Annotated in this window: 16 protein-coding genes; 15 read left to right on the forward strand and 1 reads right to left on the reverse strand. The window is 34.1% G+C overall.

What is annotated here, in order from left to right; all coding sequences use genetic code 11:
* The first annotated feature begins 28 nt into the window (after positions 1-28).
* From nrfD to queG, 8 genes are all read left to right on the forward strand, one after another.
* Entirely contained in the window at positions 29-1,432 is a 1,404-nt protein-coding gene (gene nrfD / locus ACFX5E_RS01630) for an NrfD/PsrC family molybdoenzyme membrane anchor subunit (protein ID WP_379853426.1), read from the forward strand.
* Positions 1,425-1,949 carry a DUF3341 domain-containing protein gene (locus tag ACFX5E_RS01635; protein WP_379849213.1) on the forward strand — a complete coding sequence of 175 codons (525 nt, stop codon included), beginning with the start codon at positions 1,425-1,427 and terminating at the stop codon, positions 1,947-1,949. The genes nrfD and ACFX5E_RS01635 overlap by 8 nt, the downstream gene beginning before the upstream one ends.
* An 8-nt stretch (positions 1,950-1,957) precedes the next feature.
* The gene (locus ACFX5E_RS01640) at positions 1,958-2,506 is read left to right on the forward strand and encodes a c-type cytochrome (RefSeq protein WP_379853427.1); all 549 of its coding nucleotides are present in this window, start codon (positions 1,958-1,960) and stop codon (positions 2,504-2,506) included.
* A 27-nt stretch (positions 2,507-2,533) separates the two neighbouring features.
* Positions 2,534-4,018 carry a quinol:cytochrome C oxidoreductase gene (locus ACFX5E_RS01645; RefSeq protein ID WP_379853658.1) on the forward strand — a complete coding sequence of 495 codons (1,485 nt, stop codon included), beginning with the start codon at positions 2,534-2,536 and terminating at the stop codon, positions 4,016-4,018.
* 20 nt (positions 4,019-4,038) lie between these two features.
* Positions 4,039-5,199, forward strand: coding sequence for a cytochrome c oxidase subunit II (locus tag ACFX5E_RS01650; protein WP_379853428.1), 1,161 nt, complete (start codon positions 4,039-4,041; stop codon positions 5,197-5,199).
* 29 nt (positions 5,200-5,228) lie between these two features.
* On the forward strand, positions 5,229-7,025 hold the full coding sequence (locus ACFX5E_RS01655) for a cytochrome c oxidase subunit I (RefSeq protein WP_379853429.1): 1,797 nt from the start codon (positions 5,229-5,231) through the stop codon (positions 7,023-7,025).
* Between the two features lie 159 nt (positions 7,026-7,184).
* Positions 7,185-8,207, forward strand: a complete 1,023-nt coding sequence (gene ruvB, locus ACFX5E_RS01660) for a Holliday junction branch migration DNA helicase RuvB (RefSeq protein ID WP_379853430.1) — start codon at positions 7,185-7,187, stop codon at positions 8,205-8,207.
* Positions 8,208-8,390: 183 nt separating this feature from the next.
* Positions 8,391-9,311, forward strand: coding sequence for a tRNA epoxyqueuosine(34) reductase QueG (gene queG, locus ACFX5E_RS01665; protein WP_379853659.1), 921 nt, complete (start codon positions 8,391-8,393; stop codon positions 9,309-9,311).
* Between the two features lie 3 nt (positions 9,312-9,314).
* On the opposite strand, the gene ACFX5E_RS01670 is transcribed toward queG, so the two are convergent.
* Positions 9,315-10,343: a LacI family DNA-binding transcriptional regulator gene (locus ACFX5E_RS01670; RefSeq protein ID WP_379853431.1), complete on the reverse strand. Its 1,029-nt coding sequence runs from the start codon at positions 10,341-10,343 to the stop codon at positions 9,315-9,317.
* 158 nt (positions 10,344-10,501) lie between these two features.
* Here ACFX5E_RS01670 and ACFX5E_RS01675 point away from each other — a divergent pair, with 158 nt between their 5' ends.
* The 7 genes from ACFX5E_RS01675 (at position 10,502) to ruvA (ending at position 20,345) form a co-directional block, all read left to right on the forward strand.
* Positions 10,502-13,126 (forward strand): TonB-dependent receptor domain-containing protein, encoded by a 2,625-nt coding sequence (locus ACFX5E_RS01675; RefSeq protein WP_379853432.1) that lies wholly within the window; start codon positions 10,502-10,504, stop codon positions 13,124-13,126.
* A gap of 91 nt (positions 13,127-13,217) precedes the next feature.
* Positions 13,218-14,594 carry an MFS transporter gene (locus tag ACFX5E_RS01680; RefSeq protein ID WP_379853433.1) on the forward strand — a complete coding sequence of 459 codons (1,377 nt, stop codon included), beginning with the start codon at positions 13,218-13,220 and terminating at the stop codon, positions 14,592-14,594.
* A complete protein-coding gene (locus ACFX5E_RS01685; RefSeq protein ID WP_379853434.1) occupies positions 14,594-15,769 on the forward strand; it encodes a glycoside hydrolase 100 family protein in 1,176 nt (391 codons plus the stop codon). The genes ACFX5E_RS01680 and ACFX5E_RS01685 overlap by 1 nt, the downstream gene beginning before the upstream one ends.
* A 4-nt stretch (positions 15,770-15,773) precedes the next feature.
* Positions 15,774-16,709 (forward strand): carbohydrate kinase family protein, encoded by a 936-nt coding sequence (locus tag ACFX5E_RS01690; protein ID WP_379853435.1) that lies wholly within the window; start codon positions 15,774-15,776, stop codon positions 16,707-16,709.
* A gap of 86 nt (positions 16,710-16,795) precedes the next feature.
* Entirely contained in the window at positions 16,796-17,230 is a 435-nt protein-coding gene (locus ACFX5E_RS01695; RefSeq protein WP_379853436.1) for a CBS domain-containing protein, read from the forward strand.
* A gap of 155 nt (positions 17,231-17,385) precedes the next feature.
* Positions 17,386-19,668, forward strand: a complete 2,283-nt coding sequence (locus tag ACFX5E_RS01700) for an NADP-dependent malic enzyme (protein WP_379853437.1) — start codon at positions 17,386-17,388, stop codon at positions 19,666-19,668.
* Between the two features lie 95 nt (positions 19,669-19,763).
* On the forward strand, positions 19,764-20,345 hold the full coding sequence (gene ruvA, locus ACFX5E_RS01705) for a Holliday junction branch migration protein RuvA (protein WP_379853438.1): 582 nt from the start codon (positions 19,764-19,766) through the stop codon (positions 20,343-20,345).

Here is a 20,345-nt window from a genome sequence, read left to right on the forward strand (position 1 = left end):
AATTAATTAAGAATCAATATAAAGGATTATGTCGTCTCACTACGAAGCAACCATTAGAAAACCCTTAGTTATAGGTGATAAATCTTATCACGATGTAACTGTAGATGTAGCTGCGCCTGTTGAAGGTAAAGCAAACAAACATTGGTGGATTGTATTTTCAATTGCATTAATAGCCTTCCTTTGGGGATTAGGTTGTATCATTTACACTGTATCTACGGGTATTGGAACATGGGGATTAAATAAAACTGTAGGTTGGGCTTGGGATATCACTAACTTCGTTTGGTGGGTAGGTATCGGTCACGCAGGAACTTTAATCTCAGCCGTATTATTGCTTTTCCGTCAAAGATGGAGAATGGCAATTAACCGTTCTGCGGAGGCAATGACCATATTTTCAGTAATACAAGCCGGTTTATTTCCAATCATTCACATGGGTCGTCCATGGTTAGCGTATTGGGTTTTACCAATTCCGAATCAATTTGGGTCATTATGGGTGAATTTTAACTCTCCTTTACTTTGGGATGTTTTTGCAATTTCGACTTATCTATCTGTTTCATTAGTTTTCTGGTGGACCGGTTTGTTACCTGATTTTGCAATGTTGAGAGACAGAGCGATTACTCCTTTTAATAAACGTGTCTATTCTATATTGAGTTTTGGATGGAGCGGTAGAGCGAAAGACTGGCAGCGTTTCGAAGAAGTTTCTTTGGTTCTTGCAGGTTTAGCGACTCCACTTGTACTTTCTGTGCACACTATTGTATCGATGGACTTTGCTACTTCGGTAATACCAGGATGGCATACAACAATTTTCCCTCCTTACTTTGTTGCTGGAGCTGTTTTCTCTGGATTTGCAATGGTGAACACCTTGCTTATCATTATGAGAAAAGTTTCTAATCTTGAAGCTTACATTACGATTCAACATATAGAATTAATGAACATTGTAATCATGATTACGGGTTCTATTGTTGGGGTTGCCTATATTACAGAGCTTTTTATAGCTTGGTATTCAGGAGTTGAATACGAGCAATATGCATTCTTAAACAGAGCAACAGGACCTTACTGGTGGGCATATTGGTCAATGATGACTTGTAATGTTTTCTCTCCACAATTTATGTGGTTCAAAAAATTAAGAACAAGTATTATGTTTTCTTTTATTATTTCAATTGTTGTAAATATTGGAATGTGGTTTGAAAGATTTGTAATTATCGTAACTTCATTACATAGAGATTATTTACCATCTTCGTGGACAATGTTTTCACCGACATTTGTTGACATTGGGATTTTCATTGGAACAATAGGTTTCTTCTTTGTGTTATTTTTATTATATTCTAGAACATTCCCTGTAATTGCTCAAGCGGAAGTAAAAACAATATTAAAAGGAACTGGAGATCATTACAAAAGAGAAAGAGAAGCAAATAAAGATTTACATCATGAGTAATAAAGTAATATACGCCATTTATAATGACGATGATATTTTGATGGACGCGGTTAAGAAAACCAGAGCAGCTCATCATCATATTGAAGAAGTTTTTACTCCATTTCCGGTTCACGGATTGGATAAAGCGATGGGACTTGCTCCTACAAGATTAGCCATATGTGCTTTTATCTATGGATTGTTAGGGTTGTCATTTGGAACCTGGATGATGAACTACATAATGATTCAAGATTGGCCTCAAGATATTGGTGGGAAACCAAGTTTTAGTTATATTGATAACATGCCGGCTTTCGTGCCGATTATGTTTGAAGAAACGGTATTTTTTGCTGCTCACTTAATGGTTATTACTTTTTATATGAGAAGTAAATTATGGCCTTTCAAAGTTGCCGAAAATCCAGACGTTAGAACTACAGATGATCATTTTTTGATGGAAGTTGCTGTAAATGATAATGAGGAGGAATTGATCTCATTTTTTGAAAGTACAGGGGCGGTAGAAGTTAAAGTAATTGTAAAGAATTAATTGTCGATATGAAAAGTCTATATAAAATAACATTTTTAATTTGTATTACTATTTTAGTTTCGTCTTGTCATAATAATTCAAGACCTAATTACGAATACATGCCTAATATGTATGAGCCCGTAAGTTATGAAACTTATGAGGAATCCAGTGCATTTAAGAACGGTAAGGAGGGTCAACTTCCTCCGGAAGGAACTATAGATAGAGGTTTTGAACCTTATGAATATGAAAATTCTACTGCAGGATATGATTTAGCAAAATTAAATTTAAAGACACCTCTGGATACTATATCTGAAAAAGATGTTGAAAAATCTAAGGAGTTATATGATATTTATTGTGCTATTTGTCATGGTACTGAAGGTAATGGTAAAGGGAAATTGGTAACACAAGGTAAATATCTTGGTGTTCCTAGCTATAAAGATAGGGTGATAAATGAAGGAAGTGTTTTTCATGTTCAAACTTACGGTTTAAATTCAATGGGGTCTTATGCGAACCAATTGAATTCACATGAACGTTGGTTAGTAGCAACTTATGTTATTAATCTGAAAGCTAAATTATAATTGTTGAACAAACTGATCGTATTAGATATGTATACATTTTCAAGTAAATTAAAAACATTTTCTTTTGTCTTAATGGCTGTTGGTCTATTAGGAATTGGATATGGTTTTTTAACTGCACCAAAAGATATTCAAGAAGTAGAACAAATTCTTGCTGCCGAAAGTAATGGTGGCCATGGTGAAGCTAAGCATGAAGCGACTACTTCTGCTGAACCCTCACATGAAGCTGCTGCTAACCAAAGTGAAGCTACCGAAGAGAAAAAAATGGAAGAATCTCATGAAGCGGCTGCTTCTGCGGATGATACTACTAAAGTTACTGAAGTTTCACATGCTGCGCCAATTCACGTTCAAGAAGCACCTAATAAGGGAGGACATGATGTCGCTGAAGCTGCGGAACATAAAGAACATGCAGAGCATGTTTTGCATCAATTACAAAATAAACCTTGGGCATCATTGTATGTAGCTTGTATTTTCTTTATGCTGTTATCAATGGGAGTTTTGGCTTTTTATGCCATTCAACAAGTAGCACAAGCTGGTTGGTCTCCTGTTCTGTTTAGAGTTATGCAAGGAATAACAGCGTATTTACCAGTAGGTTCTGTTATATTTTTTATTATACTTGTGATTTGTGGATTAAATATTTTCCACTCTAATAGTTTATTTATCTGGTTAGATCCGGAAGTTGTTGCACATGATAAAATTATCGCTAATAAATCGGGGTATTTGAACTTTCCTTTTTGGATTGTTAGGGCAGCAATATTTCTTGGAGGATGGAATTTATATCGTTATTTTTCTAGAAAAAATTGTCTAGCACAAGATGAGGCTGCAGATAATCTTAACTATAAGAAGAACTTTAAAATGTCAGCTGGGTTTTTAGTTTTCTTTATTGTAACGGAATCTATTATGTCATGGGACTGGATTATGTCTATTGATCCACATTGGTCCAGTACTTTATTTGGATGGTATGTTTTTGCTAGCTTCTTTGTAAGTGGTATAACTACTATTTGCTTAATTAGCTTGTACTTAAAGGCTAAAGGATATTTAGAATATGTTAATACAAGTCATATTCATGATTTGGCTAAGTTCATGTTTGGTTTCAGTGTATTCTGGACTTATTTATGGTTTTCCCAATTCATGTTGATATGGTACGCTAATATACCAGAAGAGATTACTTATTTTGTAACTAGAATTCAATTGTATAATCTTCCATTTTTTGGTGCAGTAGTTATGAATTTTTTATTCCCAATATTAATATTAATTAACACTGATTTCAAAAGGATTTCATGGATATTAGTAATGGCTGGTACGGTAATTTTATTAGGACATTATATAGATTTCTTTAATATGATTATGCCCGGAACAGTTGGAGACAGATGGTTCATTGGTGTCTCAGAAATTGCATCAGTTCTTTTCTTCCTTGGATTGTTTATTTTTGTTGTTTTCACGGCATTAACTAAAGCTCCCTTGTTGCCAAAAAGAAATCCATTTATAGAAGAGAGTAAACATTTTCATTATTAATATTTAAAATAAATAAACAGATGACAAGTTTGTTGGTAATTATAGTTTTAGTTTTATTGGCTGTTGCTTTATGGCAATTGACGAAAATATTTGACCTTACTCAGGTAGGGGCAAATTCGGACAGTTCGCAAGTAGCTTCTGATAATGATAATAATGTACAGGGTTATTTGATGTTTGGTTTCCTAGCATTCCTTTATATATTCACAATATATGGTTTGTTTAAATGGGGTCCGTTAGTTCTTCATACACCTGCTTCTGAACATGGTTCTTTAGTAGATAGTTTAATGAATATTTCATGGGTACTTTTATTTATAGTTCAGGCTATAACTCAGGTTTTGTTGCATTATTTTGCTTTTAAATATAGAGGTAAAAAAGGGCAAAAAGCTTTGTATTTTGCTGATAACAATAAATTAGAGGCACTTTGGAGTGTTATTCCGGCAGTAGTTCTTGCAGGTTTGATTCTTTATGGACTGTATGCCTGGACAAATATTATGTTCATCGATGAAGAGGAGGATACAGTTGTTGTTGAATTGTATGCACAACAATTTAAATGGACAGCTAGGTATGCTGGGCCTGATAATGTTTTAGGTAAAGCTAATGTTAGGTTAATAGAAGGTGTTAATACACTTGGTGTTGATTTGTCTGATCCATATGCTCAGGATGATATTGTAATTAGTGAATTGCATATACCTAAAGGTAAAAAAATTCATTTCAAAATGCGTTCACAAGATGTTTTGCATTCTGCTTATATGCCTTATTTTAGAGCGCAGATGAACTGTGTTCCAGGAATGGTAACGGAATTTGCTTTTACACCTATTTATACTACTGATGAGTATAGAGAATTACCGTTTATGGTGGAAAAAGTTGCAAATATTAATGCTATAAGAACTAAGAAAAGTGCGGAACTTGTTGCAAAAGGAGAAACAGCGTTAGATCCTTATGCCTTTGATTATTTATTGCTTTGTAATAAAATATGTGGTGCTTCTCATTACAACATGCAAATGAAAATAATCGTTGACACTCCTGAAGATTATAAAAAGTGGTTACAAGAAAAAGCTACAATAGTACAAGAAGTAAAAACAGCGAAAACTCCGGCAGCCCCTGTTGATGATGCTAAAGGATTGGATTCTACTAAAGGTAAGGATACTGCAGCAGCTGTTGTTAAAATAGCAATGAAATAATTTATTAAGAAAATTTAAAGTAAACGTATATGTCAGCAGAAGCTCACGATCACGGACACGATCTAGAACACGAACACCATCATAAAGAGACTTTTATTACTAAATATATTTTTAGTATAGATCATAAAATGATTTCCAAGCAATACCTAATTACAGGTATTATTATGGGTGTTATTGGTGTGGGAATGTCAATGCTTTTTAGAATGCAATTAGCTTGGCCTGAAGAATCTTTCAAAATCTTTAACGTATTATTAGGTGATAAATTTGCTCCTGACGGAGTAATGGCAAATGATATTTATTTAGCATTGGTGACTATTCACGGAACCATCATGGTTTTCTTTGTGTTGACCGCAGGTTTAAGTGGAACCTTTAGTAATTTATTAATTCCACTTCAAATTGGGGCAAGAGATATGGCTTCTGGATTCATGAATATGGTATCCTATTGGTTGTTTTTTGTTTCGGCTGTAATTATGTTGTGTTCTTTGTTCGTTGAAGCGGGTCCTGCATCTTCTGGATGGACAATCTATCCTCCTTTAAGTGCATTACCTCAAGCTATTCCAGGTTCGGGTATGGGAATGACTCTTTGGTTGGTTTCTATGGCGATATTTATTGCATCATCTTTAATGGGGTCATTAAATTATATTGTTACAGTTATCAATCTTAGAACTAAAGGTATGACAATGACTAGATTGCCATTGACAATATGGTGTTTCTTTGTTACAGCCATTATTGGGGTTGTTTCATTTCCTGTTCTATTATCGGCGGCTTTATTATTGATTTTCGACAGAAGTTTCGGAACTTCTTTCTTCCTGTCTGATATCTATATTGCTGGTGAAGTATTGCATTATCAAGGCGGTTCACCAGTATTGTTTGAACACTTATTCTGGTTCTTAGGTCACCCTGAAGTGTATATCGTAATTTTACCTGCAATGGGAATTGTTTCTGAAGTTATGGCTACTAATTCACGTAAACCTATATTTGGTTACAGAGCGATGATTATGTCTGTTTTAGCTATTGCATTTTTATCGACAATTGTTTGGGGTCACCATATGTTTATATCAGGAATGAATCCATTTCTAGGTTCTGTATTTACGTTTACCACTTTGCTGATTGCGATTCCTTCTGCTGTAAAAGCATTTAACTGGATTACAACTTTATGGAAAGGTAATTTACAATTGAATCCAGCAATGTTATTTTCAATTGGTATGGTTTCTACTTTTATTACTGGTGGTTTAACTGGGATTATTCTTGGAGACAGTACTTTAGATATTAACGTACATGATACTTATTTTGTTGTAGCTCACTTTCACTTAGTAATGGGTATTTCTGCACTTTACGGTATGTTTGCTGGGGTGTACCACTGGTTTCCTAGATTATACGGAAGAATGCTTAATAAAAATTTAGGATATGTTCACTTTTGGGTTTCAGCTATTAGTGCTTACGGGGTGTTTTTTCCAATGCACTTCATCGGTTTAGCGGGATTACCAAGACGTTATTATACAAATACGAACTTTCCGTTATTTGATGATTTACAAAACGTAAACGTTCTTATAACTACATTCGCTTTAATTGGTGGTATTTTCCAATTGGTTTTCTTGTATAACTTTTTTAGTAGTATTTTCTACGGTAAAAAAGCGGTTCAGAATCCTTGGAAATCTACTACTCTTGAATGGACTGCGCCAGTGGAGCATATTCACGGTAACTGGCCAGGTGAGATTCCTGAAGTACACCGTTGGCCTTATGACTACAGTAATCCTGCACATGATGTGGATTTTGTACCTCAAAATGTTCCAATGAAAGAAGGTGAAGAAGTTTTACATCACTAAAAGTTATATAATCAAGCCTCTGCGAAAGCAGAGGTTTTTTTTTGGCTTTTTCTATTAGTAGCTTTTTTTTGCGACCTTTTTTTGGAACCTCTTTTTTAATTCTGACTGCATTTATACTTTATAATTTAGAATTCAAATTTGCTTTCTTATCTTTGTTAAATGAATGAAAATTTAGACCCAACGACTAATGGTTATAATTCTGAAGAACTTGATCTTGAGAAAAGATTAAGGCCCCTTTCTTTTGATGATTTTGCCGGTCAAGATCAAATATTAGAGAACTTGAAAGTATTTGTTCAGGCTGCCAATCAAAGAAATGAAGCGCTGGATCACACTCTTTTTCATGGTCCTCCGGGTTTGGGGAAAACTACGTTGGCTAATATCCTTGCCAATGAATTAAATGTAGGAATTAAAATTACTTCCGGACCTGTTTTGGATAAACCTGGTGACTTGGCCGGTTTGCTGACCAATCTTGAAGAAAGAGACGTTTTGTTTATTGACGAGATCCATCGTTTAAGCCCTATCGTTGAAGAATATTTATATTCGGCAATGGAAGATTTCAAAATAGACATCATGATTGAATCCGGTCCTAATGCAAGAACAGTTCAAATCAATCTGAATCCTTTTACCTTAATTGGGGCAACAACTCGATCCGGTTTGTTAACAGCTCCTATGAGAGCTCGTTTCGGAATTGCTTCCCGTCTTCAATATTATACGACTGAATTACTGACATCCATTGTTGAAAGAAGTGCCAGTATATTTAAAATGCCTATTTCTATGGAAGCAGCTATTGAAATCGCAGGCAGAAGCAGAGGAACTCCGCGTATTGCCAATGCATTATTGCGAAGAGTGCGTGATTTTGCTCAAATCAAAGGGAATGGAACCATTGACATTGAAATTGCTCGCTATGCCTTAAAAGCGCTTAATGTTGATGCTCATGGTTTAGATGAAATGGATAACAAAATACTGACAACAATCATCGATAAATTTAAAGGTGGTCCAGTTGGTTTATCAACTTTGGCAACAGCCGTATCCGAAAGTAGTGAAACCATTGAAGAAGTCTACGAACCTTTCCTGATTCAAGAAGGTTTCATCATGAGAACACCCAGAGGAAGGGAAGTTACCGATAAAGCATATAAGCATATAGGGAGAATAAAGACCAATATTCAAGGTGGTTTATTCTAGTTTTGGAGCTATTTACTTCGTCAGTTCGCTACGCTCGTGCCCGGCTATTCGCTAAATCTATCTCGTTAAAAAAAAGTGAGAGGATGTCGCTTCAAACGAAGTTCACTGAACACCTATAAAAGTAGAAGTTAAGTGAAGTAATCACGGATAGAGTATAGAGTGCAAACTTAAAATATTTAAGTCATTATTCAAAAATCTAAATATACAGAATTCATTAAATCCGAAGCAAAACGCCTTGGATTTTTGGCTTGTGGCATATCTAAAGCCGGGTTTTTAGAAGAGGAAGCACCAAGGTTAGAAAATTGGTTAAACAAAAATAGAAATGGAGAAATGTCATATATGGAAAATCATTTTGACAAACGATTAAATCCAACTTTACTTGTTGATGATGCGAAGTGTGTAATTTCACTTTTACTAAATTATTATCCGGATCAATTTCAAAAGTCGGATTCTTATAAAATCTCTAAATATGCGTATGGACAAGATTATCACTTTGTAATCAAGGAAAAATTGAAAGAATTACTTTTTTCCATTCAGTCTAATATCGGAGATGTTTCTGGGCGCGCATTTGTAGATTCGGCGCCAGTACTTGATAAAGCTTGGGCTGCCAAAAGTGGTTTAGGTTGGATAGGCAAAAATAGTAATTTATTGACTCAAAAGGTAGGTTCTTTTTACTTTATTGCGGAACTTATTGTCGACTTAGATTTAGATTTTGATAATGCCACAACTGATCATTGTGGAACTTGTACTGCCTGTATCGATGCTTGTCCCACACAAGCCATAGTCGCTCCGTACATTGTCGATGGTAGTAAATGTGTCTCCTATTTTACAATCGAACTTAAAGAAAATATTCCTCAGGAAATGAAAGGTAAGTTCGATGATTGGGCTTTTGGTTGTGATGTGTGTCAAGATGTTTGTCCCTGGAATAAGTTTTCGAAACCACACAATGAACCTCTCTTTAATCCAAATCCGGAATTGCTTTCAATGTCCAAAAAAGACTGGAGAGAAATCACCGAAGAGACTTTTAAAGTAGTATTTAAAAATTCTCCTCTCAAAAGATCCAAGTTTCAAGGAATCAAAAGGAATATTGATTTTTTACAATAGAAGCTATTTTTTTTTAAAAGTAGATTCTCTTGCTATCACTTTTGTTTCGAGTTCTATAGTTCTAGGTGTAAAAGGAATTTCTTTTTTGTGACAATTCATTTCTTCTAATAATAATTTAAAAGAAGTTACTCCCATTTCATGACTAGGTTGGTCAACTGTACTAAGTTTAGGGGTTAGTACTCGAGACATAAACCAATTACTAAAGCCTATTACGGCTACTTGTTCCGGAATTTTAATTCCGATATCATTAAAATAAGAAAGTACTCCTACAGCAACAAGATCTGTAATGGCAAATATTCCTTCAACATCAGGATGGTCAGCCATTATTTGTTTTGCAAAATCTATTCCCTCTTGAAAAGTTACTTTTTCACATGTATAGACCAACGAAGCATCAAAAGGGATGTTGTTTATTTCTAACGCTTTTTTATAACCGATAAAACGGTCAATGGCATTTTGAGGATTTAAGGGGCCTCTTATATGGGCAATTTTCCGGTAGCCGTTATCTATTAAATGCTGAACCGCATTTCTGGCGGCAAGTTGATCGTTAATAACGACCTTAGAACTATGAATCAACTTTGCAATTTTGTCAAATTGCACAAACGGGATCTTCCGTGCTATAATTTCCTTAAGATGGCTGTCATCATTAGATTCGTTAGAGAGAGAAATAATTATTCCATCTACTCTTTTGTTAATTAGTAAGGCGACCTGTTTTTTTTCTAATTCTAATGATTCATTTGATTGTAGAATGATAACTAAGTAACCATTTTTTTCAGCTTCAGCAACAATCCCATTTATTACATTTGAAAAAAAATGATGAACGATTTCGGGAATAATTAAGCCAATTGTTTTTGATTCTTTTGTTCTTAGATTGACAGCAAAAGAATTAGGGCTGTAGTTGAGTTTTTTTGCTAATGAAATAACCGCATCTTTGGTTTTTAAACTAACGTCTGGATAGTCTTTTAATGCTTTAGAAACTGTGGTAATGGATATACCCAGTTTTTCTGCAATTTCTTTAAGAGTAGCTTCTTTCATGAGACAAATATGGTAAAATATTTTTTTATATCAAATCGAAAACGTTTTCGGTATTTCGAAAACGTTTTCGATTGTGTAATTCATTATTTTATTTCTTTATAATTATATATTTGACAATAAAACTAACTAAAATTTATTAACTAAATTATTTCAAAACCATGAAAAAACCTAATTTATTAATCAGGCAAATAGGCATGATTGTAGCTTTACTGCTATTTAATCTTTCTTTTGCACAAAACGCTACCGTAGCAGGAGTGGTTTCGGATGTTAATGGAGCACCAATACCAGGTGTTAATATTTTGATTAAAGATTCGTCAAAATCAGTTGTGACTGATATTGATGGAAAATATAATTTTTCAAATCTTCAAAATGGTACTTTTGACTTTATTGCTTCATACATTGGTTATAAAAATGTTGAGTTTAAAATTGATGTAAATGGAAATTTGATTAAAAATATTACATTAATCGAAGATACTAATGTGCTTGATGATGTTATAATTACTGGGGTAATTAATCCAAGAACAAAAATTAAATCGAGTGTTTCTATTACATCAATGAATACAAAGGAAATTGAGCAATCAGCACCAAGATCAACTGCTGAGATTTTTAGGACTATTCCAGGAATACGTTCAGAATCATCAGGAGGAGAAGGTAATTCCAATATTTCTGTCCGTGGGGTGCCAATATCATCTGGAGGTTCCAAATATTTACAAATTCAAGAAGATGGGCTTCCGGTATTATTATTTGGAGATATTGCTTTTGCAACAGCCGATATTTTTACAAGGTTTGATGGTAACGTAGCCAGAATTGAAGCTATTCGTGGAGGCTCAGCTTCAACTTTGTCTTCAAATTCTCCTGGAGGAATTATCAATTTCATTAGTAAAACAGGGAAAACTGAAGGAGGAACTTTAAGTACTACTTTTGGGCTAGATTATGAAAATTTCAGAACTGATTTAGATTATGGGACTAAAATAGGTGATGGATTGTATTTTCATGTAGGTGGTTTTTACAGATCAGGTGAAGGTGTTAGAAAAACAGGATTTAATAGCAATAATGGCGGTCAAGTAAAATTCAATGTTACAAAAGAATTCGAAAAAGGATCAGTAACAGTTTATGCTAAATTTTTAAATGATAGAGCAGTAGCATATATGCCAATGCCTGTTCAGGTTTCTGGAACTAATGCAAATCCAAATTGGACGAGTGTAGATGGCTATGATGCTACAAGAGGTGCGATGCAATCTATTTATTTAAACCATAATGTAGGACTTGGTACAGAAGGAAATGTAAGAAGAGAAAAAGTTGCTAATGGAATGCACCCTATTTCAAAATCCATAGGGGCAAATGCTACTTTTGATTTAGATAATAACTGGAAAGTTTCAGATAATTTACGTTACTCTGCAAACAGTGGCGGCTTTATATCTCCTTTTCCTGCTGAATTGGGTACAGCTTCTGCTATCGCAAGTTCTTTTGGTGCGGGTGCAACGCTAAGTTATGTAAATGATGGGACTGCTTTTAATACTCCTAATGGTTTAGTTGCTAGAGTTCATATGTTTGATACACAATTGAATGATATGAGTAATTTTATGAACGATTTGAGATTGACAAAAAAAATAGATAATGTAGGAATCACTTTTGGGTTTTTCAAATCAATGCAAAATGTTTCTATGTCTTGGCTATGGAATTCTTACCTACAAGAAGTATCGGATACTAATCCTCGTTTAATTAATGTAACGGATGTTAACGGTAATCTCTTGTCAGAGAATGGGCTCTATGCATATGGGACTCCTGCTTGGGGAAATTTAGCTAGAAATTACGACACGCAGTATAACGTGTCTGCCCCTTACGTAAATGTTTCATTTGATGCTTCTGAAAACCTTTCTTTTGAAGGTGGGGTACGATATGATAATGGAAAAGCCACAGGTTCTTTTACCGGGGGGACAGCGACACAATATGACATCAATAATGATGGAGTACTATCTGCACCGGAAAACAATGTATTTGCTGTGAATACTGCTAATGAAACTCCAGTTAATTATACTTACGACTATTTTTCATACACGTTAGGTGGAAACTATTTGTTAAATACGAAAAAATCGTTATTTGCTAGAGTTAGTAGAGGCGTTTCCGCGAAAGCTGATAGAATTTTATTTAGCGGATTGGATTATTTAGACGGAAATAAAATCAATGCTCTCGACTTTTTAATGCAGACAGAAATTGGCTATAAACAAAAATTCGATAGAGGATACCTTTATGCCACTGCCTTTAGTTCTAAAACAGATGAGCAAGCGGGTTATGAGGCTGGAGCAAATGTAATTAGACAAAATAATTACAAATCTTTAGGATTAGAATTAGAGTCAGCGTATGATTTGTCAGATAACTTGAACCTAAGAGGGTCTATGACGTATACCAAAGCAGAAATTACATCCGGCACTGATGAAGGAAATGAACCAAGAAGACAGCCTAAATTAATGTATGGTGTAATGCCAACGTTTAAATTTATGGATAGAAAAAACACATTAGGATTAAGTTTTATTGGGCAGACTAAAGCCTTTGCTCAAGATTCAAATCAACTCGTAATGAATGGTTTTGTAATTGTAAATGGTTTTGTTGAAGTTGGTTTGACAAAAGGGTTATCAGTAAATCTTTCTGGTAATAACATATTCAATACATTGGCAATTACGGAGTCAGAAGAGGGAAGTATAACTGAGAATACGGTAAACTACGTAAGAGCAAGATCATTGACCGGAAGATCAATTTCTATGGCCTTGTCTTATAGATTTTAATGAAATGTTTCATGATTAGTTAATTGTTGGGCAATTCCTATATTTTTAAATATAGGAGTTGTTTTTTTAAAATTAAAAAAAGAATAGGAGCATGTTTAAAAAGGTAAAACTCAATTTTTGGCAAATATGGAATATGAATTTTGGGTTTTTCGGAATTCAATTCAGTTTCGGGTTGCAACAAAGTAACATGAGTGCGATTTATAAATATTTAGGAGCTGATGAAGGTAGTTTGCCTATGTTATGGCTTGCAGGACCTATTACAGGTTTAATAATTCAGCCTATTGTTGGAGCGATTAGTGATGGCACTTGGTCGCCAAAATTTGGTCGCCGAAAACCATTTTTCCTTATAGGAGCTTTAATATCAAGTTTTGCGTTGCTGGTCATGCCTTTTTCTAATTCTATTTTTATGGCTGCGAGTTTGCTATGGATTTTAGATGCTGCAAATAATTTAGCCATGGAACCTTATCGTGCTTTTGTAGCCGATAAATTAGATCAAAAACAACAATCATTAGGTTTTTTAATGCAAAGTTTCTTTACAGGATTAGGTATTACATTGGCTAATTTCACACCCGCTATTTTAGTAGCATTAGGGGTTTTGGCAATTACGGATAAATTATCAAATGGGATTCCAACGTATACTTATTGGGCTTTTTTCATTGGAGCATTTGCTTCTATTGTATCGGTTCTGATTTCAGTTTTTACAACAAAAGAATATCCGCCTACTGATGAGGAGTTAGCATTGATTAATGAAAAGAAAAAACAAAATATTTTTAATACGGTTTTAGTTGACATTGTAAAGGCTTTCAAAACAATGCCCTTAACAATGAAACAATTAATACCCGTTAAATTCTTTACTTGGTATGCTATGTTTTGTTATTGGCAATACATCACATCCACACTTTCAATATCTATTTACAATACAACAGATCAGGCGTCACAAGGGTTTTCTAAAGCACAATTGTTGACAGGTAGTTTAAATGGGACCTATAATATAATTTGTTTTATGGTTGCTTTTTTACTGGTTCCTTTAGCACTTAAAATTGGGGCAAAAGGAGTTCATTTTTTTGCTTTATTATTGGGTGGAATAGGTTTATTGAGTATTCCGTTTTTAAACAATGTAGATGTTCTATTTGTAATGCACAATCCATTTGGACGAAACGTAGCAGTGACCACCATCTTTTTATACTCATTTGGTTTAGGGATTTCTTGGGCTTCTATGATGGCTATGCCTTATCAGCTTTTGGCTGGTTCTATTCCAAAAGATAAAACAGGTATTTATATGGGGATTTTTAATATGTTTATTGTAATACCAATGGCAATTCAAGTGTTGACAATGCAATATTTTGTGTATGATTTATTAGGGAGTAATCCATTAAATGTGATTAAATTAGCTGGTGTTTTTTTAATTTTGGGGGCAATTTTTACTCTTTTTATAACTGTTAAAAACAGAAAAGAAGCGATAGTATAATGAAAAATATAGATTATAAAAAAGCAATTGAATTATTGCAGAATGCTTCGTCTAAAGAAGGATTTTTAGCAAGCGCTCAAAACATTTCAAATTACAAAAGAGTTTGGGCTAGAGATGGAGTAATATGTGGTTTGGCAGCTTTAGCTACAGCTGATGAAAAATTGATTGAGACCTTTGGTAACACATTAGAAACATTAGCAAAAAATCAGCATTATAATGGTACAATTCCCTCAAATGTAATGACAGATGGAGATGTTGTAGAAGTGAGTTATGGAGGTTTAGCCGGAAGGGTAGATGCAGTGACTTGGTTTATTATTGGTGTTTGTCAATACGCTTTTTATAAAAAGGACCAGGCATTTATTCAAAAATATGATAGTAACATTCAAAAGTGTTTACAGCTTTTAGAAGCATGGGAATTTAATAATAAACATTTGCTTTATGTCCCTCTTTCAGGAAATTGGGCGGATGAATACATAACGGATGGTTATGTATTATATGATCAATTATTGAGAGTATGGGCTCTAAAAAGTTATAATTATTTTTGTAAAAGTGATTTGATAGCAGGTAAAATTGAACAAATAACGCAACAGTTAGCAATTAATTTTTGTCCTGATTCAGTAGGAGAGAAATACCATGAAAGGGCATACAAGGAAGCTAATATTCAAAATTTCATGCCTTGTTCGTTTTCGCCATCGGGTTATAAAATGCAGTTTGATGCTTTTGCGAATTCCTTAGCGCTACTTTTAAATATAGGGACAACTGCGCTTCAAGAAAATATTTTGTCATATTCTTTAGGTTTAAAAAACAAAATGCCATTAAAGTTATTGCCCGCTTTCTGGCCGCCAATAAAAGAAAATGATATCGACTGGAAGTTGCTTAAGAATAATTATAAATACGAATTCAGGAACTTTCCAAACGAATTTCATAATGGCGGAAGTTGGTCAATGGTTAATGGGTTTTATGGACTTGCGTTATTGAATTCAACAAAAAAAGAAGAAGCTATTGAAATACTGGAAGCTATAAATGCTATTAATAAAATTGAGAATTATAGTTTTTATGAAAACTTCAACAGTAAAACCCAATTGCCTAATGGGGTTTCGTATTGCGCATGGAGCGCAGCTGCAACCGTAATGTTGCATCAAAGTATTTATAGTGATTTTAAATATTTAGTTTAATAAAATGAAAAAATCTATTGATATAATTTGTATTGGGGAAGTTTTAATTGATTTTATTGGTCATCAAATTGATACTTCCATAAATAGAACTAAAGATTTTCACCGATTTTTAGGTGGATCCCCTACAAATGTTGCTGTTAATGCAACAAGATTAGGCTTGAATTCAGTTTTAGTAGCTACTTGTGGTCAAGATGGATTAGGAGAATATATTGTTCGTAAATTGAAGGCGAATAATGTCATTACTTCTCATGTAAAAAAAATTGATCATATGCCAACTTCGGTAATATTTGTTTCTAAATCTACGGGGACTCCTGATTTTATTCCATTTAGAGAAGCTGACTCTCAAATTGACCCGAGTCAAATTACAGATGATTTACTTGAAAGTGCTAAAATTTTTCATACAACTTGTTTCGCATTAAGTAAAGATCCTGCTCGCACCACAATTCTTGAAAGTGCTAAAAGAGCGAAGCAATTGGGACTGAAAACAAGTATTGATATTAATTTTTCGGAACGAATTTGGAATGATAGAGACGAAGCTAAATTGGTATTAAAAGAGTATTTAGCAACGGATCCTTTAGTGAAACTAAGTGAAGACGACTGCTACAGGTTATTTTCAGAATCAAAAACGGAAGATTTTATTTTTGAATATTTTCATAACTTGGGCGCTTCAACTATTTGCTTGACAAAAGGGAAAGAAGGAGTAGTTTTATCAGATAAAAAATTTGGGCTTTTTCATCAAAAAGCAATTCCAGTTCTTGAGATAAAAGATGCGACAGGTGCCGGTGATGCTTTTTGGACAGGTTTTTTGTATGCACAGCTTTTGAATAAAAATTTTAATGATACTATTACTATAGCGCAAAAACTAGCAGTGCTGAAATTACAAAATGTTGGTAGGCTTCCTGCTGATATTGACATTAGTTCTTTTATAGAATTGGAGTAATAAACCTCCGAAAGTTATTCTTATTAGAATTTATTTCCTTTTTATGTTTTTTTTTTTAACTTTATGGTCAACTTAAATTTTCGGTTATGACTGTAAATCAAATATTAAGCACAAAAGGAAAGGAAGTACATTCGATAGTTTCTACTATTACTGTATATGAAGCCTTAAAAGTGATGGGAGAAAAGAATATTGGAGCGGTATTAATAATTGAAGATAATGTTTTAAAAGGAGTTTTATCTGAAAGAGATTATGCCAGAAAAATTGTTCTTAAAGACAAATCTTCAAAAGAAACTTTCGTTCATGAAATTATGGAAAGAGAGGTGATTACCGTAAAGCCATCGGATAATATTGACTATTGTATGGAATTGATGACTGCAAGAAGAATAAGACATTTGCCGGTTTTGTTAGAAGGCGAGATTGTGGGGGTTGTCTCCATAGGTGATGTGGTAAAGGCGATAATCGAACTTCAAAAAAACACCATTCAATATCTGGATTCTTACATTAGTGGAAGCAAAATGTAATCGGGATTAAATTATAAATTAAAGTAGCTGCAATTTTTCGCAGCTATTTTAATTTACACATAATGACTTAGGCTGTTTTTTATAAAAGAATAAGATAATAGCTTAATTTTTGGACCAAGTGGTATATCTTTGTGAACTAGGATAAAATGTAAAAAATGGACAAAAACAGCAAAAGAAGAGAGGCATTATTATACCACGCAAAGCCTACTCCAGGTAAAATTCAAGTAGTTCCCACTAAAAAATATGCAACCCAAAGAGATTTGTCTTTGGCCTATTCGCCTGGTGTGGCAGAACCATGTTTGGAAATTGCAAAAGATGTAAACAATGTATATAAATATACCGCAAAAGGAAATCTTGTTGCTGTAATCACAAATGGAACTGCAGTTTTAGGACTGGGCGATATTGGTCCTGAAGCATCCAAGCCAGTAATGGAAGGTAAAGGTTTATTGTTTAAAATTTTTGCTGATATAGATGTTTTTGACATTGAGATTGGAACTAAAGATATTGAAGAATTTATCCAAACAGTCAAAAATATTGCGCCAACTTTTGGTGGGATAAATCTGGAGGATATCAAAGCACCTGAATCTTTTGAAATAGAAAGACGATTGGTTGAAGAATTAAATATTCCGGTGATGCATGATGATCAGCATGGAACTGCAATTATATCATCTGCAGCTTTGTTGAATGCATTGGAATTGGCAAATAAAAAATCAGAAGATGTAAAGTTAGTAGTTTCAGGAGCGGGCTCAGCAGCTCTTGCTTGTGCTAATTTGTATGTTTTGCTTGGAGTGAAAATTGAAAACATATTAATGTTCAATAGTAAAGGGGTATTAACAAAAGACAACAAATCACTTTCTGATTTACAACAAAAATATGCAAAAGACATCGCACCAATTAGTCTTGAAGAAGCATTAGTTGGAGCGGATGTTTTCTTAGGTTTGTCAACTGGAGACATTATGACTCCACAAATGTTATTGGGGATGGCTGAAAATCCAATCGTTTTTGCTATGGCAAATCCGGATCCCGAAATAGATTACGACCTTGCTATTGCAACTCGTAAAGATGTTATTATGGCAACCGGCCGTTCTGATCATCCTAATCAGGTAAATAATGTTCTTGGATTTCCATATATCTTTAGAGGTGCGCTAGATGTTAGGGCTACCAAAATAAATGAAGCGATGAAAATGGCAGCGGTAAGAGCTCTTGCGTTATTGGCCAAAGAATCAGTTCCGGAGCAGGTTAATGTTGCTTATGGAGCAACTAAGTTGATTTTTGGAAGAGAATATATTATTCCAAAACCATTTGACCCTAGATTGATTACTATAGTAGCTCCAGCCGTTGCTAAAGCAGCTATGGATTCTGGTGTAGCATTGAATCCTATTACAGATTGGAAAAAGTACGAAGAAGAGCTTTTAGACCGATTGGGGAATGATAACAAAATGGTTAGATTGATTACCAATAGAGCCAAAATGGATCCTAAAAGAATCGTTTTTGCGGAAGCCGATCATTTAGATGTTCTTAAAGCGGCGCAAATTGTATTAGAAGAAGGTATCGGTTTTCCAATTTTACTCGGGAACAAAGAGATTATTTTGGAATTAAAAGAAGAACTAGGTTTTGATGCTGAGGTTGAAATCATAGATCCAAAAGAAAAAGTAGAAGAGCCTAGAAGAAATAAGTTTGCTACTACCTATTGGTCATCCAGACAAAGACGTGGGATTTCACTTTTGGATGCTCAGAAATTAATGCGCGAAAGAAACTATTTCGCAGCCATGATGGTCAATGAGGGAGAAGTAGATGCATTAGTGACAGGATATTCCCGAAGTTATCCATCTGTGGTAAAACCAATGTTGCAACTTATCGATAAAGCTCCCGGAGCTTCGCTTGTTGCTACGACAAATATGATGATGACCACTCGTGGACCTATGTTTTTATCGGATACAGCTATAAACATTAATCCTTCAGCAGATGATTTAGCAAAAATTGCTATTATGACTGCTAAAACAGCGAAGATGTTTGGAGTAGAGCCGGTGATAGCAATGATTTCCTATTCTAATTTTGGGTCTTCAACAAATGAAAGTGCTTCAAAAGTGAGAGAAGCCGTAGCTTATTTGCATAAAAATTATCCCGAAATGGTAATAGATGGAGAACTTCAAGCTGATTTTGCTTTAAATCCGGAAATGTTAAAAGCAAAGTTTCCTTTTTCTAAACTAGCAGGTAAAAAAGTAAATACTTTAATTTTTCCAAATCTTGAATCGGCGAATATTACTTATAAACTATTGAAAGAGTTAAATAAAGTGGACTCAATAGGACCAATTATGTTAGGAATGGGGAAACCGGTTCATATATTTCAATTAGGTGCAAGTGTAGAAGAAATGGTAAATATGGCGGCTATTGCTGTGATTGATGCGCAAGAAAAACAAAAGAAAAAACAAGTTTAAGCGGTAATTTTTTTTGCAATAAAAAGATTTATAAAGATAAATTTGGTAAGATAATTTGTTAATTTTGTTATATTTGGTGACTTAAAAAAATAACAATGATAGCACATTTACAAGGGAAATTAGTAGAAAAGTCACCAACACAGGTAGTTCTTGATTGTGGCGGTGTTGGATATCATGTGAATATTTCTCTGCATACTTACTCCTTACTTCCTAATGCTGACTTCATAAAATTATATACGCATCTTCAAATAAAAGAAGATGCGCATACTTTGTTTGGGTTTGTAGAAAAATCAGAAAGAGAGATTTTTAAATTATTATTATCAGTTTCTGGTATTGGGGCCAGTATTGCCAGAACCATGTTGTCATCATTAGATCCCATACAAATAACAAATGCTATTGCATCAGGAGATGTAATTACCATTCAATCCATAAAAGGAATAGGTAGTAAAACGGCCCAAAGAGTAATACTTGATTTGAAAGAAAAAGTGTTAAAATTGTACGATTTAGACGAAGTTTCTTTATCGCACAACAATACAAATCGAGATGAAGCGTTATCTGCTTTGGAAGTATTAGGTTTTGTTCGAAAAACTTCAGAACGAATTGTAGAAAAAATTGTAAAAGAGGATCCAGACGCTACTGTTGAATCGATTATTAAAAAAGCTTTAAAAAACTTATAA

The organism is Flavobacterium xylosi, from assembly GCF_042787345.1.
Taxonomy (GTDB): domain Bacteria; phylum Bacteroidota; class Bacteroidia; order Flavobacteriales; family Flavobacteriaceae; genus Flavobacterium; species Flavobacterium xylosi.

What these genes read in the sequence shown, in the direction of transcription:
- ruvA (WP_379853438.1), top strand. Translation starts at nt 19,764, where the DNA reads ATGATAGCACATTTACAAGGGAAATTAGTAGAAAAGTCACCAACACAG.
- ACFX5E_RS01655 (WP_379853429.1), top strand. Translation starts at nt 5,229, where the DNA reads ATGTCAGCAGAAGCTCACGATCACGGACACGATCTAGAACACGAACAC.
- ACFX5E_RS01645 (WP_379853658.1), top strand. Translation starts at nt 2,534, where the DNA reads ATGTATACATTTTCAAGTAAATTAAAAACATTTTCTTTTGTCTTAATG.
- ruvB (WP_379853430.1), top strand. Translation starts at nt 7,185, where the DNA reads ATGAATGAAAATTTAGACCCAACGACTAATGGTTATAATTCTGAAGAA.
- ACFX5E_RS01680 (WP_379853433.1), top strand. Translation starts at nt 13,218, where the DNA reads ATGTTTAAAAAGGTAAAACTCAATTTTTGGCAAATATGGAATATGAAT.
- ACFX5E_RS01695 (WP_379853436.1), top strand. Translation starts at nt 16,796, where the DNA reads ATGACTGTAAATCAAATATTAAGCACAAAAGGAAAGGAAGTACATTCG.
- ACFX5E_RS01690 (WP_379853435.1), top strand. Translation starts at nt 15,774, where the DNA reads ATGAAAAAATCTATTGATATAATTTGTATTGGGGAAGTTTTAATTGAT.
- ACFX5E_RS01635 (WP_379849213.1), top strand. Translation starts at nt 1,425, where the DNA reads ATGAGTAATAAAGTAATATACGCCATTTATAATGACGATGATATTTTG.
- ACFX5E_RS01700 (WP_379853437.1), top strand. Translation starts at nt 17,386, where the DNA reads ATGGACAAAAACAGCAAAAGAAGAGAGGCATTATTATACCACGCAAAG.
- ACFX5E_RS01670 (WP_379853431.1), bottom strand. Translation starts at nt 10,343, where the DNA reads ATGAAAGAAGCTACTCTTAAAGAAATTGCAGAAAAACTGGGTATATCC.
- ACFX5E_RS01685 (WP_379853434.1), top strand. Translation starts at nt 14,594, where the DNA reads ATGAAAAATATAGATTATAAAAAAGCAATTGAATTATTGCAGAATGCT.
- ACFX5E_RS01640 (WP_379853427.1), top strand. Translation starts at nt 1,958, where the DNA reads ATGAAAAGTCTATATAAAATAACATTTTTAATTTGTATTACTATTTTA.
- nrfD (WP_379853426.1), top strand. Translation starts at nt 29, where the DNA reads ATGTCGTCTCACTACGAAGCAACCATTAGAAAACCCTTAGTTATAGGT.
- ACFX5E_RS01675 (WP_379853432.1), top strand. Translation starts at nt 10,502, where the DNA reads ATGAAAAAACCTAATTTATTAATCAGGCAAATAGGCATGATTGTAGCT.
- ACFX5E_RS01650 (WP_379853428.1), top strand. Translation starts at nt 4,039, where the DNA reads ATGACAAGTTTGTTGGTAATTATAGTTTTAGTTTTATTGGCTGTTGCT.